Annotated in this window: 17 protein-coding genes; 10 read left to right on the plus strand and 7 right to left on the minus strand. The window is 56.8% G+C overall.

The window, feature by feature from the left end:
- Positions 1-23 precede the first annotated feature (23 nt).
- Complete coding sequence (locus PYL13_RS09490) at positions 24-956, minus strand: LysR family transcriptional regulator (RefSeq protein ID WP_275641400.1); 933 nt, start codon at positions 954-956, stop codon at positions 24-26.
- Between the two features lie 148 nt (positions 957-1,104).
- Between PYL13_RS09490 and PYL13_RS09495 the strand changes: the two genes are divergently transcribed.
- Complete coding sequence (locus tag PYL13_RS09495) at positions 1,105-1,884, plus strand: SDR family oxidoreductase (protein WP_275641121.1); 780 nt, start codon at positions 1,105-1,107, stop codon at positions 1,882-1,884.
- 66 nt (positions 1,885-1,950) lie between these two features.
- Complete coding sequence (locus tag PYL13_RS09500; RefSeq protein WP_275641122.1) at positions 1,951-2,280, plus strand: nuclear transport factor 2 family protein; 330 nt, start codon at positions 1,951-1,953, stop codon at positions 2,278-2,280.
- Positions 2,281-2,308: 28 nt separating this feature from the next.
- Here PYL13_RS09500 and PYL13_RS09505 read toward each other — a convergent pair whose 3' ends face one another.
- Both PYL13_RS09505 and PYL13_RS09510 read right to left on the minus strand, forming a co-directional pair.
- The gene (locus tag PYL13_RS09505; RefSeq protein ID WP_259146445.1) at positions 2,309-2,734 is read right to left on the minus strand and encodes a hypothetical protein; all 426 of its coding nucleotides are present in this window, start codon (positions 2,732-2,734) and stop codon (positions 2,309-2,311) included.
- A complete protein-coding gene (locus tag PYL13_RS09510) occupies positions 2,731-2,985 on the minus strand; it encodes a hypothetical protein (protein WP_192491337.1) in 255 nt (84 codons plus the stop codon). The genes PYL13_RS09505 and PYL13_RS09510 overlap by 4 nt, the downstream gene beginning before the upstream one ends.
- A gap of 135 nt (positions 2,986-3,120) precedes the next feature.
- Here PYL13_RS09510 and PYL13_RS09515 point away from each other — a divergent pair, with 135 nt between their 5' ends.
- The 4 genes from PYL13_RS09515 (at position 3,121) to PYL13_RS09530 (ending at position 5,522) form a co-directional block, all read left to right on the plus strand.
- On the plus strand, positions 3,121-3,687 hold the full coding sequence (locus PYL13_RS09515) for an ankyrin repeat domain-containing protein (RefSeq protein ID WP_275641123.1): 567 nt from the start codon (positions 3,121-3,123) through the stop codon (positions 3,685-3,687).
- Between the two features lie 38 nt (positions 3,688-3,725).
- Entirely contained in the window at positions 3,726-4,289 is a 564-nt protein-coding gene (locus PYL13_RS09520) for an NUDIX domain-containing protein (protein ID WP_368077678.1), read from the plus strand.
- Between the two features lie 94 nt (positions 4,290-4,383).
- Positions 4,384-4,611, plus strand: a complete 228-nt coding sequence (locus tag PYL13_RS09525) for a DUF4287 domain-containing protein (protein WP_275641124.1) — start codon at positions 4,384-4,386, stop codon at positions 4,609-4,611.
- A gap of 170 nt (positions 4,612-4,781) precedes the next feature.
- A complete protein-coding gene (locus PYL13_RS09530; RefSeq protein WP_275641125.1) occupies positions 4,782-5,522 on the plus strand; it encodes a hypothetical protein in 741 nt (246 codons plus the stop codon).
- Positions 5,523-5,608: 86 nt separating this feature from the next.
- Here the strand turns inward: PYL13_RS09530 and PYL13_RS09535 are convergent, their stop codons facing one another.
- A complete protein-coding gene (locus PYL13_RS09535; protein WP_275641126.1) occupies positions 5,609-7,051 on the minus strand; it encodes an RtcB family protein in 1,443 nt (480 codons plus the stop codon).
- Between the two features lie 646 nt (positions 7,052-7,697).
- Here PYL13_RS09535 and PYL13_RS09540 point away from each other — a divergent pair.
- Together PYL13_RS09540 and PYL13_RS09545 are read left to right on the plus strand one after the other, a co-directional pair.
- On the plus strand, positions 7,698-8,132 hold the full coding sequence (locus PYL13_RS09540) for a MarR family winged helix-turn-helix transcriptional regulator (RefSeq protein WP_275641127.1): 435 nt from the start codon (positions 7,698-7,700) through the stop codon (positions 8,130-8,132).
- 55 nt (positions 8,133-8,187) lie between these two features.
- Positions 8,188-8,934, plus strand: a complete 747-nt coding sequence (locus PYL13_RS09545; RefSeq protein WP_275641128.1) for an SDR family oxidoreductase — start codon at positions 8,188-8,190, stop codon at positions 8,932-8,934.
- On the opposite strand, the gene PYL13_RS09550 is transcribed toward PYL13_RS09545, so the two are convergent.
- Positions 8,915-9,970: a GNAT family N-acetyltransferase gene (locus PYL13_RS09550; protein ID WP_275641129.1), complete on the minus strand. Its 1,056-nt coding sequence runs from the start codon at positions 9,968-9,970 to the stop codon at positions 8,915-8,917. The two genes, PYL13_RS09545 and PYL13_RS09550, sit on opposite strands and share 20 nt — an antisense overlap.
- A 54-nt stretch (positions 9,971-10,024) precedes the next feature.
- Here PYL13_RS09550 and PYL13_RS09555 point away from each other — a divergent pair, with 54 nt between their 5' ends.
- Positions 10,025-11,185, plus strand: coding sequence for a M20 aminoacylase family protein (locus PYL13_RS09555; RefSeq protein ID WP_275641130.1), 1,161 nt, complete (start codon positions 10,025-10,027; stop codon positions 11,183-11,185).
- A 309-nt stretch (positions 11,186-11,494) separates the two neighbouring features.
- Positions 11,495-12,631, plus strand: coding sequence for a GGDEF domain-containing protein (locus PYL13_RS09560; protein ID WP_275641131.1), 1,137 nt, complete (start codon positions 11,495-11,497; stop codon positions 12,629-12,631).
- A 125-nt stretch (positions 12,632-12,756) separates the two neighbouring features.
- Here PYL13_RS09560 and PYL13_RS09565 read toward each other — a convergent pair whose 3' ends face one another.
- Both PYL13_RS09565 and aspT read right to left on the minus strand, forming a co-directional pair.
- A complete protein-coding gene (locus PYL13_RS09565) occupies positions 12,757-14,352 on the minus strand; it encodes a bifunctional aspartate transaminase/aspartate 4-decarboxylase (RefSeq protein ID WP_275641132.1) in 1,596 nt (531 codons plus the stop codon).
- A 17-nt stretch (positions 14,353-14,369) separates the two neighbouring features.
- Entirely contained in the window at positions 14,370-16,055 is a 1,686-nt protein-coding gene (gene aspT / locus PYL13_RS09570) for an aspartate-alanine antiporter (protein WP_275641133.1), read from the minus strand.
- Positions 16,056-16,133: the final 78 nt, after the last annotated feature.

A 16,133-nucleotide genomic window follows, 5' to 3' on the forward strand; every position in this document is an offset into this window, starting at 1 on the left:
GGCGCTTGGCAGAAAAACAGCCGTTAAACTGCATTCTGGCTGCTTCGCGTCGCTTTCTGCGCCGCCGCGGCGTGGACGCGGGCCAGCGCCAGAAATGCCTTGAGGCCCGCTGACAGGTTTCGTCGGCCAGGGTAATAGAGGCAAAGGCCGGGAAAGGGCGGTGTCCAGTCGTCAAGCAGCCGCGTCAACCGGCCAGCCTCGATATCTGCCAGCACGCTTTGCTCCAAGAAAAAGCCAATGGCGGTATGTTCCAGCACGGCGGTGCGTGACAGGCTGGTCTCATCGAGAATGATCGGCCCGCGCACATCGAGTTGCACGATCTCGCCATCTTTTTCCAGCCGCCACCGAAACAGCGATCCATCGGGCAACCGCACCCGAATGCAGGGGTGGTTGAGCAGGTCGGGCGGCACCAGCGGCACCCCGTGTTTGTCCAGGTATTGCGGTGTCGCCACAACGGCATAGCGTTGCGGGCGCCCAAGCGGCACGGCGATCATGTCGGTGGGAATAAGCCCGGCAACACGCACGCCAAGATCGAACCCGTCGGCAACAATATCAACCAGTCTCCCTTCGGTGACAATGTCGACCACCATGTCGGGGTAACGGCGCAAAAACTCCAGCACCAGCGGTGTTATGATCTCGCGTGCTGCAAAGGGTGCCGCATTGATGCGGATGGTGCCGGAGGGCGTATCGCGCTCCGATCGCACCGCCTCCAGCCCACTTTCAATGCCTTGCAGGGCGGGGCCAATCTGCTCAACGAACAATTTGCCTGCACTGGTCAAAGACAGGCTGCGGGTGGTGCGGTTAAACAGCCGCACGCCAAGGTTCGCCTCCAGCTTGTTGATCGCAAGGCTAAGCGCCGTCGTCGACATGTTCAGGTCAATGGCCGCCGCACGGAATGTGCCGCGTCGCGTTATCGCCATCACCGCATTGAGATCCGCAAGGCTGGTTTTTTCCATCATGCCCAAAGTCAATTGTCCCGATATTCGCAATTCCTCATCCCGGTTTGTCCCACTTATCGGCATAAATGTCGAGTGTTACGTTAACTCCATCGGAAACACGCCGGGCAATTTGACCGCGTCGGTGCCGCTTACAGGAGATGACAGCATGACCGAATTTCTAACCTTGCGCGGCAAACGCGCACTGATCACCGCTGGCACCAAAGGTGCCGGCAAAGCCACGGTTGATCTGTTTCGCCAATTGGGCGCACAGGTTCTCACCGCCGCACGCACCAAGTCGGATGACCTGCCGGAAGAGCTTTTTCTGGCCGCCGACCTGACGACGGCGGAGGGTGCAACGGCACTGGCGCAGGCCGTGCAGCAGCGCCTGGGTGGCGTCGATATCATCGTGCATATGCTCGGCGGTTCATCCGCACCTGCCGGCGGCTTTGCTGCCCTGGGTGATGATGAGTGGAGCCGCGAACTTGACCTCAACCTGTTTCCTGCCGTGCGCCTTGACCGGGCGCTGGTGCCAGCCATGGTCGCGCAGGGCCACGGGGTGGTCGTGCATGTCTCATCCATTCAAAGGGTGCTGCCGCTGCCGGAATCCACCACCGCCTACGCTGCAGCCAAGGCCGCACTTTCCACCTATAGCAAGTCGCTGTCGAAAGAAGTGTCGCCCAAGGGCGTGCGGGTGGTGCGCGTGTCGCCGGGCTGGATTGAAACCGAAGCATCGGTGCGTTTTGCCCATCGTATCGCAGAGCAGATCGGCGGAGATTACGAGGCCGGCAAACAGATGATCATGGATGGGCTGGGCGGCATACCGCTGGGGCGTCCGGCAAAACCGACAGAAGTCGCAGATCTCATAGCCTTTCTCGCCTCGGATCGCGCCGCATCCATCACAGGCACCGAACACATTATCGACGGCGGCACGGTGCCCACCGTCTAGTGGTCGCCACCAGGAACACATTTTACCAAACCGCAACACATCACGAATGTTTGAAAGGAGAACACCATGTCAATTCAGCTACCAAAGGCAATCGCCACCTATTTCGCAGCAGATAGAGAGGGCCATGCCGCGGATATTGCCAATTGTTTCCTCGATACCGCCTTTGTCCGGGACGAGGGCAACACCTATCTCGGCCGCGATGAAATCCGTCGATGGAAGGAGGAGGCGTCAACAAAATACCAATACACCGCAACCCCGTTCAACATCACAACGGATGGCGCCCGCACCGTGGTCACCAGCCATCTCAGCGGCAATTTTCCCGGCAGCCCTGTGGACCTGCGTTACGCCTTTGTGCTGAGCGGCGATCAAATCGAGCAACTGGAGATTACGCTATAGTCGGTTCGTTGCAGCGTGTGGCAACAGATTATCGCTTTGTCCGACCAAGTCGGTGCTGCGCTACCGCCTCGGCGAGGCGTTTACGGATTTCGAGAAAAAACGCCTCGGGGACCATTCCGTAGTCCACTCGTGAAGGATCTTCAGGACGCGGGCGTAATTCCGGACCGGGCCATTCGAATTCATTGACCTCTGAAACCCGCACCCAGTTCCTGTCTTTGTCCAAGCCGATCTCAGCACAAATTTCGGGTGGGATTTCGAGTGAATAGTCTTCTTGTCCAGGCTCGGGGTATGAGTGCGAGATAGGCACAACCAATGTTTTGTTGGTGGCCTTTGTGTAAAGCACAATAGCACAAGGCCTCTCTTTATTGCTGGTAGAGAGGCCTTTTTGATGGTCAATGTCCCACAGATAATCGAAGCGGATCACCAAACCCGGTACAGGATCGGGATAATTCACTCTGATGCTTTACCGTATTCTGCGTTCATGATTGCGCCCAGCATATCGTCATCCATGTCTCTTGCATGAATGACACGGCGCTCCTTGCTTTTCAGGCGCTCATAATTTTCGAGCTCCTTCATGCTGATATAGGCGCCAATTGGACGACCGTGAGACGTAACCTCAACGCCGCCGGAAACCATCGCTTCGTCGCTATATTTGCCAAACTCTTTTGCGAAGGTTGTCGCGGCAACCCGAATTGCGTAAGCCATGGCCAAACTCCTTATGTTCTCTTTAAAATACGGAATTTCCGTAATTTGTCAAAGGTTGCAACAACCTCATGCCCGTGGCAGGTAATTAAAGCTCGGTGATAAACCCGGGCGCAATGCCTGCCGCATGGAGCAGATATGAAACGTTTACTCATCAGCCTGCTAGCCATGGCAAGCATTCCCTTTGGTGTCGCCACCGCCAGTCCCGCGACACCCCAAGTGGACACGGTCCGGGCTTTCCACGATGCGGTTCACGAAGGCAATGTTGCCGAGGTGCGCGCCATGCTGAAAACCAATCCGGCATTGGCCACCTCTGAGGACGAATACAGGTTTCAGCCCATCCACCTGATGGACATGTATTTCGAGCCGGACATTCTCGATCTGCTGCTAACGGCCGGTGCCGATATAAACGCGGGAAATGATGAGGGCGTCACCATTTTGCATATCATCACCGATCCTGATGCCGTCAGTGCGCTGGTGGAAAAGGGCGCAGATGTTGAGGCGCGCGATGCCAATGGCTGGACACCGCTGATCATGCAGGCCAACAATCAGCAAAACGGGCCGGATGTGGTTGCAGCCCTGCTGGAAAACGGCGCAAACCCCAATGCTGAGGGTAATGGCGGCGAAACCGCCTTGTCCTTCGCGCTTGAAACCGGGGACGAGGATTTCATAAAGGTGTTGAAGGCTGGCGGCGCGACCAAATAGCGTCGCGGATTTTCAGCCAAGGGAGAGGGGCATTTACAGTGGTTTGGAATATCAGGTCGTCACGCATCACCTACAAGAACCGCTGGATGGAGGTCCGCGAGGATGAGTTCACCCGTGAGGACGGATCACCGGGCCTTTACGGCGTGGTCAGCAAGCCGGATTACGCACTGATTGTGCCGCTGGAAAACGGTCACATCTATCTGGTCGAGCAATACCGTTATCCGGTGTCGGGCCGTTATTGGGAGCTGCCACAGGGCAGCAGCGAGGCGGAACCGGATAAGGACCCGGCAGAGCTGGCAAAGGCCGAACTGGCGGAAGAAACCGGCCTGACGGCACAGAGCCTGCAGCATGTCGGCCATCTGTTTCAGGCCTACGGTTATTCCAGTCAGGGTTTCAACATCTTCCTTGCGACGGGTCTCACCCAAGGCAAACAAGATCTCGACCCGGAAGAACAGGGGCTGGTCTGCAAGGCCTTTTCATTGGCTGAGGTCAGGCAGATGATTGAGGCTGGCAAAATCAAGGATAATGCAACACTTGCCGCCTTCGGCCTGTTGCAGATGAAGGGCCTTTTGTCTTTCGCTCCTGAAGACACCACGCGCTGATTGGCGCTGCTGCCTGGCGTCTACGGGCGGTGACAATACCGCCTTTCATGCTATCAAGGTGTCATAACAACCGCTTGGCGCTTGGGAGGCATCCATGGCAACCAGTCCTGTAAAAGGTCCCGCATCCTACTTTCCCTCCATCGAGGCCAAATACGGCCGGCCGATTGCCGAGTGGAAAGAGCTGATCCGCAGCCAGGGGGCCAAGAAACATATGGAACTGGTCAACTGGCTGAAACAGGAACATGGCATGGGCCACGGCCACGCCAATGCGCTGGTGGCAGATACGCTGCGCGAACAGTTATTGCCGGCCGCTCAAGATTGAAGCAACGCAGGCAAGTGTCGTCGTTATTGTCAACATCTCTGGATTTATGCCTGAAATTCCACTCGCGCTCCGGTTTATGCGCCGCACCGTGTTGACTTGCCAAAGCAGCTTTTATTTAAACGGGGCAAGGGTTTGCGGGGCATCGGTTTCCGCGCAGGGTTGGGGGCAACATGAACAAGCTTTTTAAAATCGTCGCAGTGCTGATCCTGTGCGCATTTGGCGGTTTTTCACTTTCCGCATTTGCTGCGGAATCCTTTTCCAAAAGCGAGCGCGAGTATTTCGAAGAAGGAATGGCTGTGGTGCGCAATAATGATCCGGCGACCTATGCCGTGTTAATGGATCATATTGAGGAAACGGAAGCGATTTTTCGCGAGTATTTTAAAACGGGAGATAAGGTCGCAGCCCGGCAAAAGGTACTTGATCTCGCCGGGAAGTATGCAATCCCGACATTGGCGAGGGCAAGCGACGAGACGACCGTGGCACTTTATGGTCCTCTGAGGATTTTCATTGAAGTGCTCAAGATCCACAAACCTGAGGCTTGCAAACAATTTCTTCGCGGACAGTTCAATGTCAATGTTATGGAAAACTCGTTGCTGACCGCTGCCAATAAATATTTTTCTGATACCATTATCGAAACTTATTACAGCGGAAAGAAAAACACGCGCACAGGGAAACTGCTGACGGTAGATGATATGGTAAAGATCCTGAGTGAAAACCTGGAGTTTTCCGACGAGGAATTTGAGACGTTGTCAGATACGTCGGGCGTGTCCGACGGTGAGGCATGTCGGTTGGCGGGTCGGTTCTTTAATCATGACCTTATTCCGGAGGAACTCCGGGCGACCTATCTGCGCACGGTGATGTTTAATCCTGCATGGTTCGATGCAGAAGGGCGGCCGGTTGGACCAAACTGATGTAGGACGGCAATCAACACCGCAGACGACGTTATCAAAGCAGCGGGATCAACGTCCCGCTGTTTTGTTTTTGCCGTTAAACACCCTTATCCCTTCACGGTGACATCAGGCTTTATCTTCGCCACCCGCGTTGCCATTCCGGCGGCGACCATCGGCTCCACCACGCTGTCAATCGGCTTGTAGGCCGTGGGTGCTTCCTCATTCAACCGGGCGCGGATTTCCGCCAGAATATCCGGTCGGCCCAATAAGGCAGGACTTGTCGGGTCCACCGGTCCAACCACGCGCAGCCTGTTGCCAATAATGCCCTGTGCGCGTGCCTCCTGGCGGGAAAGCCTGCGTCCGGCCCCGTGCGCGGAACTTTCCAGCGTCTCGGCAGCACCCCGGCCAGCCAGCAGCCAGGTGCCATCACCCATCGATCCCGGCAGAATGACCGGTTCACCCAGCCACTGGTAAGGGCTGGCGGCCATCGCGCCGATCCCGCGGGCCGGGCAGGCGCCTTTCCTGTGCCGCACGATGTCACCTTGCTCCCACACGGTGTTGTGGGGCGCGTCATAAACCAGCCGGTGCTCAACCGGCCGGTTAATTGCGCGTGACACGGCCTCAACCGCCGCCAGCCCGATCAGGAAACGGTTGGCAAAGGCCGCATTGGCGGCATTGGCATGGCCGGTCATGTAACGTCGGTAAAGCTCCGGCTGGCTATCCTTCGAAAGCACCCGCCAGTCGAGACCGCGTTTGTCATCTGCCTTCAACCGGTCCTTGATGGAGGTGCCAACCTGCTGGCCAAAGTCCAGCGAGCCGGAATGCACCACCAGCACGACAGAGCCGTTTTTCAGGCCGGCCGCCGTCGCAAAGGCACCATCGACAATCTCCTCGACATGACCGATTTCCACGAAGTGGTTGCCGCCACCAATCGTGCCCAAAATCGCATCGTGGCGGTGCTGGTCATCAATCCGCGCATAGTCCTGAAAATCCGGATCGACGCCGGAACAGGCAAATACGCCATTGTCGCATTGCCGCTCCAGATCATTCCATGCGTGGTTGATATCCAGCCTGCCAAGCAGGCCGGTTGCCTTGTGCTGCAGGCTGCTGAGCAGCCCCGGCAAGCCATCGCGCAATATTGCGTGGCGGTCTTTGCCCGTTAGCGCAATGTCGCGCCCGCCCTGAAAAAACACATGCCGCAGATGCCGCTCCAGCAGCGGTGTCGCCAACTGCTCTGCGGTGATGTTGCCCAGCACCATCATGCGCATGCCACAGCCAATGTCGGACCCGATCAGATGCGGAACAACCGCACCTTCGAAATCTGCGACAACGCCAACCGGCACGGGTTTGCCGGGGTGAAAATCCGGCGTGGTGGCGACAGCGCTTAAACGCGCGTTCTTCTGAGAAAGCGCCTCAGGCGTCGGCAAGGCGCTTGCGAGGTCATCAAGCGAGCGCGTGAAAGATCGTTCCGGTTCGTCGTGTGCAACGACAGACCTGACGACATGCCCAGCAACATGGCTGGTGCGATATTTGAAATTGAGTGCGTACACTGCTGTTCTCCGTAAGTGCGCGGGTTTCAGCAGCCGCGGCAATACAGAGAGGAGGGGCCTTTGCCACAAACGGGGCGGCAGGTCAAATTATTGGTGAATCTTAAGCTGCCGCTAATGCATGCCCAAGTTAGTTTGTGCATGCTCATGATAGAGGTTTTTATTGAAGTAATTTGCCGCCAAGTGCTTGGAAAAGTATGATAAATTTGCTAAAATATCATAGATATCAACCATTTGATGAGGTTAACGACCATGTCGCCAAGCAAGGATAAGAAAACAAAATTTAAAGCTTCGCGGAGCATTTTTCTCCGGGTCTTGCCCAGTTTTGGGCACCTCGCGAATAAATTCGCGAGGTATCTCTCGACTGCGTTTGACAGCGGAAAGAACCTAAAGGTTCGCTTCAAGTGCGACTTACGCCTGCTCTTTCCGCTGTCAAACGCAGTCGAAGCGAAGTGCCATATTTTTGTCAATTTTTCAAGGGGTTGAAAAGGTTGTCCACAAAAAGCGACAGCACAGCCATCACTTCGCGAGCGACCGTGTATGAAGGACTAAACCTTCCGGAGGTTCAATGCATCTAATTATTAAGGCATAAAAATTGAATGCCAGGCACCACCTTACCTCCATCCCTTGAAAATGCTTTAAAGCGCCTATGACCAAACCCACGCCTGAACAGACAGAACAACTCACCCACGCTCTTGAGCGGTTTACGCGTCGTTTCAAGGTGGCCGAGGCAACGGCCGCCATGGAAAATGCGTTGAGCGCGCTTGATGTGCAGACCCTGCTGTTCGTGTCGGACCACAAGGGCTGCGGCCTGGGCGATGTTGCCCGTTACCTGCAGGTGCCGCTGACCACCATGTCATCGGCCGTTGACCGGCTGGTGCGCAAAGACATGGTTTTGCGCGAGCGGCCGGAGGAAAACCGCCGCGCCGTCGCATTGTCCCTGACCGAGCAGGGCAAGAGCGCAGTTGCCGGCTATATCGCCGGTTACGGTGCCACCTGCCACGCCATGCTGGAAGCGCTGGACCCGGCCGAACGGGACGAATTTGTGCGGCTGACGCAAAAAATATCAAAATCCGAATATTGAATAATACGAAATTCGTAGTATTTGTCTGATCGATGAAACGATCAGGGATTTTACGATGAGCGATTTAAACCGCATCGCGCTGGTAACCGGTGCCAACAAAGGCATTGGCCTTGCCATTGCCCGCCAGCTGGGCGCGCAGGGGCATTCCGTCTGGCTGGGCTGCCGCGATCTTGCGCGTGGAGAGGCGGCCGCCGATCAGCTGCGTGCTGAAGGCATAAAAGCACATGCCGTGCAGCTGGATGTGACGGACGATGCGAGCGTCGCCAGTGCCGTTGCCACGCTGTCCCACCACACGGACCGGCTGGATGTGCTGGTCAACAATGCCGGTGTCATGTTCGCTCCGCCGCCATCTTTGGCCGAAGAAAGTCTCGATGAGGTCAGGCAGATGTTCGACACCAACGTGTTTGGTGTGTTGCGGGTCACACAGGCGTTTTTGCCTCTGTTGCGCAAATCCAGCGCCGCGCGTGTGGTGATGATGAGCAGCGGTCTCGCCTCGATCAATGACGCCATGGACATGCGCAGCGAAACCTGGACAGTCGGTTTTGGCGGTTATTGCAGTTCCAAAACCGCGCTCAACATGCTGACTGTCAAGCTGGCGAAAGAGCTGGATCGTGATGGCATCAAGGTCAATGCGGTTGATCCCGGCCTGACCTCGACAGACATGACCGGAAACGGCCCCGGCCATTCGGTTGATGTCGGCGCACGCCCCGCTGTCGCGCTGGCCACAATCCATGCCTATGGCCCAACCGGCGGCTTTTTTGCCTGCGGGCCATCAGGTGAGCTCATCCAAAAAAGCTGGTAGTCGGCTCGGGGCAAGGGGCGGCGGCGACACTGCCGCCTTCTTCTAAAACTTCAGCGGTGTCAAACGTCAGCAGGTCGTAAGACGCCACATCCTCGAAGCCCAGTTTTTTGTAGATCGGGTATCCACTGCTGCTGGCCTGCAGTGTTGCCACATCAAGGCCAAGTTCACGCCCTGCCATGCAGGCCGCATGGGTCAAGGCCGTGCCGATGCCACGGCAACGATGGCTCTTCTTCGTCGAGACAAGGTAGATGCCCGCAATCCCTTCGTGCACGAAAAGCTCCGAAGTTCCAACGATTTCTCCGTCAGAGAATGCGGCAAAGCGCGTCAACTGGCCCGGTGCGTCAGAGCGGTTTTGCTCCACCCGCAGCATGGTGGCGATATCTTCTTTCCGAGCACCCACAGACTCGCTGTAACTTTGAACCCAGGGGAAAAGAGCAGCACCTTCCTGCAACCGCACGATCGTCCAGTGGGGTGAAGGTGTTGGCCTGGGGGCGAGATTTTGTAGCTGAATTGCCATCACCGGCAATGTTGCGCTCAGTTTTGCACCGGCATTGATCACGTCTTCAGCGGCGGTTGGGTAGCTGTCCGGACCGACCCACCACACAGACGGCAGATCTTTGAGCTGCGAGACGACCTCACGGATCTCGTCAGTGCTCGCCGCGCTCATGTGGATGACGCCGTTAAGCTGATGGTGCGGCACACCGGTGCGGTAAACGGCAATAGGTCCATCAGAGTGTGGAGCCTGCGAATAGTTCAGCCAGTATTGCCGACAATTGGCCAGCATCGCTGCCACGTCATATTGGTTTTGATGTGTTTTTAAAGCATGTGTCATCTTAAAGCCCATCGCTGCGTGATGAGGCATCTGGCACCATCGCCGTTGCGGGGCGGTATCAAAACGCCGTCGTCGGGTTTCAAATGCAACCTCGCAGCACTTGCCCGCATCTATCGGCGACGCGTGCTCGGGCGGGAGATGCGAAACCGCCGCGACGCCACCGTTTCCGCACCCCCCGCTAAGAAAGGTTGTGTCCTCGGTCAAAACTCTTATCGTCGTGCCCTGGTATCAAGAGAATGACCATGTCGAGGGTATCCGATGCAGGCAACAGATGCTGACTATGCCGATGTCGTGCAGTGGCGACGAGACCTTCACGCCCATCCGGAATTGCAGTTTGAGGTTCACCGTACGGCAGCTTTTGTGGCGCAAAAGCTCGCCGAATTCGGCTGTGATGAGGTCGTCACGGGCATTGGCAAAACCGGCGTGGTTGGTGTCATCAAGGGGCAAAAACAGGTGAGTGGCCGGGTCATTGGCCTGCGGGCTGATATGGATGCCCTGCCGATAGAGGAAGAAACCGGCGCGCCATGGGCCTCCAGAACCAAAGGTGTCATGCATGCCTGCGGGCATGATGGCCACACCGCCATGTTGCTGGGTGCGGCGCGTGAACTGGCACGCAGCCGCGCTTTTGATGGTACCGCCGTGGTCATTTTCCAACCGGCGGAAGAGGGCGGTGGTGGTGGCAGAGCCATGGTGGAGGATGGCCTGATGGACCGTTTCGCTATTGATGAAGTCTATGCCATGCACACCGAACCCGGCCTGCCCATTGGCCAGTTCATGACAGCAAGTGGACCCTTGGCCGCTTCCGCCGATGGGTTTCGCATTCGCATTGATGGCAAGGGCGCGCATGGCGCATCACCCCATGTCAGTGTGGATCCGCTGGTGGTCGGCGCCAACATTCTGCTGGCGCTGCAAACCATCGTGTCGCGCAATGTGCATCCGCGCCAGTGCGCGGTGGTCACGGTGGGCTGGATGGCCGGCGGCAAGGCGGGCAATGTCATTCCGCAGACGGCTGAAATGGGCGGCACGACAAGAACATTTGACCCCGCCACCCGCGACCTGATGGAAAAGCGCATAACCGACATCGCCACCCATGTGGCGACCGCCTATGGCGCAACGGCAACCGTGACCTACAAACACATGTTTCCGCCGGTGGTAAACCATGGCAAACAAACCGCTTTTGCGGTTGATGTCGCCAGGTCACTGGTCGGTGATAAAAACGTCAATGGCACCATGGAGCCATTGATGGGCTCGGAAGATTTCGCCTTCATGCTGGAGGCACGCCCCGGCAACATCATGCTGATTGGCAATGGCAACGGCCCGTCAGTCCATGAGGCGCGCTATGATTTCAACGACGCCGCCATTCCCTTTGGCATCGCTTACTTCAAGGCGCTGGTGGAGCGCGGACTGCCGCTGGTGTGATCCCAATGCTCCAAAAGCGTACTGAATAGGCCGAGCGGCTCCGCCTGTCTGAACCGACCCACCACACAGAGGGCAGGTCGCTGAGTTGCGAGACGACCTCACGGATCGCGCCAGCGCTCGCCGCGCTCATGTGGAGGACGCCGTTAAGCTGATGGTGCGGCATGGCGGCAGGCCGCTAAGGCACCGACCACCGAATTGCCAGCGCTGTTCGCGTTCGCACGAGTTTACTTGATATTTACAGGAACCGTGTTATCACAACTTTCACGAGTGGATACCCGTGCAGACCATTGGGCACCAGGGGCGGTCAGTATGAGCTATCAAGACGTCATAGGCCTGCTGAATACGAGCATGTCTGCACTATTTTGCGCATCTATGCTCGTGCTGTGGCGCCAACACCGACACCTTACCTATATTCGGATCTTCGTTCTTTCATACGGGATAAGAGCTCTCTGTTTTGGTATATTTTATTTTGCCTTTGCGCTGGAGGATCCGGTGCTGAGGCTGATGGCCAACGTGTTTTTGATGTTATCAATGATATTGTTGTCTATTGGACTGTCCAACCGAAGCGGGCAACGCCCTCACTATCTCATCCTGTTGTGTATCGCCGCAATTGCGTTGGGCGCGCTCTATTACCATCAGTTTGTAGAGCAAAGCCTGCTATTACGAGTTATTTACTTAAATAGCGGTCTCGCTGCGGTCGGTCTTGTGATGCTGTTTGATCTTGCGAAGATCCCGGATCGCACACCGGTCGAGCACGTGCTGATTGGCTTGATAAGCATTTCGTGTGTCGGCTTCCTTCTTCGTCCATTGTTTTTGCTCGCTTCAGCGAGCGCGGAGGGCGGATTCGAAGGAGCGTATTGGCTGGTTGTCTCGATCTCGGATGCTCTGATCTCCGCGATGACAGCTGTAGGGATTTTCGCGGTGATCGCGAGTGACGTGATGGAAAGGATCAAATCCGATGCACAGATCGATGCCTTGTCGGCATTATTGAATCGTCGCGGATTTGAAGAGCGAGCCCTCAAGGCATTGGGGCGGCAGACCACTGATGCTCGCGTCACGATGATCATGAGCGACCTCGATCACTTCAAATCAATCAATGACCGCTTCGGACATAGCAGCGGTGACAGGGTCATTCGAGCGTTCTCCGACGTTCTCAAGGATAAGGCTCCTCGTGATGCGATCATCGCCCGCTTGGGCGGAGAAGAATTTGCTATAATGCTTGCGCCGGGACAGACCGCCGCTGCACCTATTTTTGCTGAGGCCGCCCGGCTCGCTTTCAAGGAATTGGCACCCAGTATCCTTTCTAACGAATTGAGCCCAACGGCGAGCTTTGGCATCGCGGTTGCAAACAAAGGGGACAATCTGCCGGCGTTAATGGATCGTGCAGATCGCGCGCTTTACCTGGCAAAAAACGAAGGGCGCGATTGCATCCGGCAAGTGGGCTAAAGCGGTTCCTAAACCTCTTCGGTACCTCGCAGGAGTTCGCGCGGACTGCCGCTGGCGTGATGCCAATGCTCCAAAAACGGACCGGACAGGCCGAGCAGCCCAGCCTGTCCGGTCAGATCATGGCCTTACGCTTTCCCATGTTTTTTCACATATGCATCGTGATATTCATCGGCCATCTTGCGCAATGACCGGCCAATTGCCGCATATTCAAACTCGTTGAGGTTGGCCAGCGAGGCGCGGCCGGATGGGTGCTGGGTGCCAAAACCCCGGCCGGGCAGAAGAACGATGCCGGTTTCATCGGCAATGCGGAACAGCAGTTCGTTGGCGGAAAACTCCTGTTTTACCCAGGCGGCGAACTCCTTGCTGTAAAGTTTGAGCGCAACCTTTTCCAGGTCCAGCAGCGTGTAATAATCAACCGCGTTTTCATCATTTGGCATCTCAATGCCCAGCTCCGCATAAAGTGCGGCCTGCCGGCGGCGTATCACACGTTTCAGCGTCGCTTTGTAACTTTCATGTTCATCCATAAGCGCAAACAGCGAAAACAGCACCATCTGCACCTGCTGCGGTGTGGAAAGCCCGGCGGTATGGTTCAGTGCCACGGTGCGGCTGTCTGCCACCAGACGATCGATGAATTTCAGCGCCGAGACATCGGTGATGATGGATGAGTAGCGTTTGTCGAGTGCGGATTTCACACCGTCGGGCAGGGCGGCAATTGCACCGTCCAGCACATTGTTATGGTGCATGGCAATGGTGCCAAGTCTCCAGCCGGTGGCACCAAAATATTTGGAGTAGGAATAGACCAGCACGGTGTTGTTGGGGCACAGCGCAAACAGCGATTGGAAGTTGTCGGCAAAGGTGCCGTAAACATCATCGGTCAAGATCATCAGATCAGGCCGGTCATGTCTGACAATGTCGGCAATCCGCTGCAGGCTGCGCGCGTCGAGCTTTACCGATGGCGGGTTGCTGGGGTTGGAGCAGAAGAAAATCTTGATATCAGGGTCTTTCAGCTTGTCCAGCTCGGCATCGGAATATTGCCAGCCTGCATCCGGGTCGGCATTGATCGCCACTTCCTCAAGACCGTAGGTCTCCAGTTCAGGAATTTCGATATAGGGCGTGAACACGGGCATGCCGATGGCCACCTTGTCGCCCTTGGTCAGAAGGTGGTTTTTCTTCAGCGTGTCAAACACATAGGTCATGGCCGCCGTGCCGCCTTCGGTGGCAAACACGTCCACATCCTTGGCCGAGATAAGACCTGCCGCCATTTCCTTCATCAGATATTGGCACACGATAGTCTCGCTGATGCGCAACATGCGTGGTGGTACCGGGTAATTGCAGCCCAAAATGCCCTCGACCATTTCATGCAGAAAATCAGAGGCTGAGAGCCCTAGCTGGTCGCGCACGTAGCTGATGGCGCGGCGCAGAAAATCCACGCCTTCCTGGTCGCGATTGTCGGCAATGTAACGTTCAAACCGCGCCTCAATGCCCTCAATGCGCGGCAGGCCGCCCACACCCTGCTGCATGTAGGAGAATGACAGCTCGGATTCGGTTGCCGCAAACAGTCCCAACCGGAAAAACGCGCGGCGCGGCAGCGTGGCAAGAAAGTTCGGGTTGCCCCGTCCGGCATTCAGCATAACCATGCCGGCCTTGCCGGATGCCAGCTTGATAAGCTCGTCTTTCAGTTCAAACGGGCTGAGTTTGGTAAACTGCTTGTAATCGGTCATGACGTCTCTCCGAGGGATTATACGAACGCGACGATCAGCGGCCCCAGCAATGTCAGAAAGACATTGGCCAGGGCATAGGTAATGGCGAAGGGCGTGGTGGGAACGGAGTTTCCGGCCTTGTCGAGAATTTCACCAAAGGCGGGGTTTGCACTGCGTGAGCCGGACAGCGCACCGGCAAACACGGCAACATTGTCATAGCGCAGCACATATCGGCCAACCAGCATGGTAATGATCAGCGGCAGTATGGTCACAATCACCCCTGCCACAAAAATCGGCAGGCCGCTTTGCAGGATTGTGCTGACGGCCTGCTGGCCGGACTGCAGACCAACCACTGCCACGAAACCGGCAAGGCCAAGGTCACGCAGCAGCGTGGAGGCCGAGGTCGGCAGGTTGCCAAGCGTCATGTGCCGACTGCGGTACCAGCCAAACACCAGGCCGGAAAGCAGCGCGCCACCGCCAGAGCCAAGTGTCAGCGGAATGGAGCCGATGCGCACCACGGCAAGGCCAATCAGCAGGCCAAGCGCCACACCAAGCCCGTGAAACACAAAGTCGGTCTTGTCGCTGGGTATGATTTCCGGGCCAACCCGTGTGGCCAGCCGTTGCAGATCTTCCTGCACGCCGTGCACGGTCACAATGTCACCGGCCTTGATCACCGTGTCATTGGCAAGTTGCTGTTTGCTGCCGCCGCGTGTCACGGCCAGCACGTAAATGCCATGGCGCAACTCGCCGCTGGCGCTCAATATCTGCGCCACGGTGTGGTCGACAAATTCCTTGCCCTGCACAACGATGTCGCGGGTGGTCACCACCAGTTCCATGCCTTCGCCGCCCGCAACCTCGCTGCCCAGTCTGTCTTGAAGCCCAACAACGCCAGTGCGCCGCCCAACAATCAGCACCAGATCGCCAGATTGAAGTGTGGTTGCGGCATCGATGCCAATGATCTTGCCATCGCGCTTTATGCGCTCGATGGTCACGGTACCGCCGGGGCCAAGCGCTTCCGCTTCGGTCACCGTTTTGCCGGCTGCCGCCTCTATCTGGTACACGCGGCCAACAAGGTCGGGCAGAGCAGGCGCTTCGCCAACGCCGTAAACCCGCGCACCCCGCAGCATTTCCGCTTCGGCTTTCACGGCATCGTCGCGAATGCCGCGTTTCATGAACCAGGGCAGAAAGTTGACGCAGACGATGATCGCGCCGAACGAGCCGAAAATATAGGTCACCGCGTAACCAATGGCGACATTGGCTTGCAGGCGCTGCGCCTCATCTGCCGCAAGGCCCAGTTTTTCAATCGCCGAACCAGCCGTGCCAATGACGGCAGATTGGGTAAGCCCACCCGCCGCAATGCCGGCCGCCAACCCCTTGTCCAGCCCCATGACTTTTGCCAGCACAACCACGGTCACCAGACCGCTGATTGCCAGCACCGCCGCCATGATGATTTCACGGATGGAGTGTCGCCCAAGCGAACGAAAGAACTGCGGTCCGCTTTCAAAACCAACCGCGTAAATGAACAGCGCAAACAGCACGGCCTTGATGCCATTGTCTATCTGCACGCCAAATTGGCTGATCAGCACGGCGGCCAGCAAAGAGCCAGCAACACCACCAAGCTGGAATTTTCCAAACTGGAATTTCCCCACCCAATATCCAAGGGCGAGAGACAGGAACAAGGCAATTTCAGGAGAATGGCGGAATATATCTGCGATGAAGGACATGTGCTTTCCTTCTTGTGGCATGAGGTGGAGTAATGCTCGACAAGCGCAATCAGGTCATAGCTAGGCAAACAATTTCAG

The sequence above is a fragment of the Agrobacterium sp. Azo12 genome (genome assembly GCF_029193765.2).
In the GTDB taxonomy this organism is placed as follows: Bacteria; Pseudomonadota; Alphaproteobacteria; order Rhizobiales; family Rhizobiaceae; genus Agrobacterium.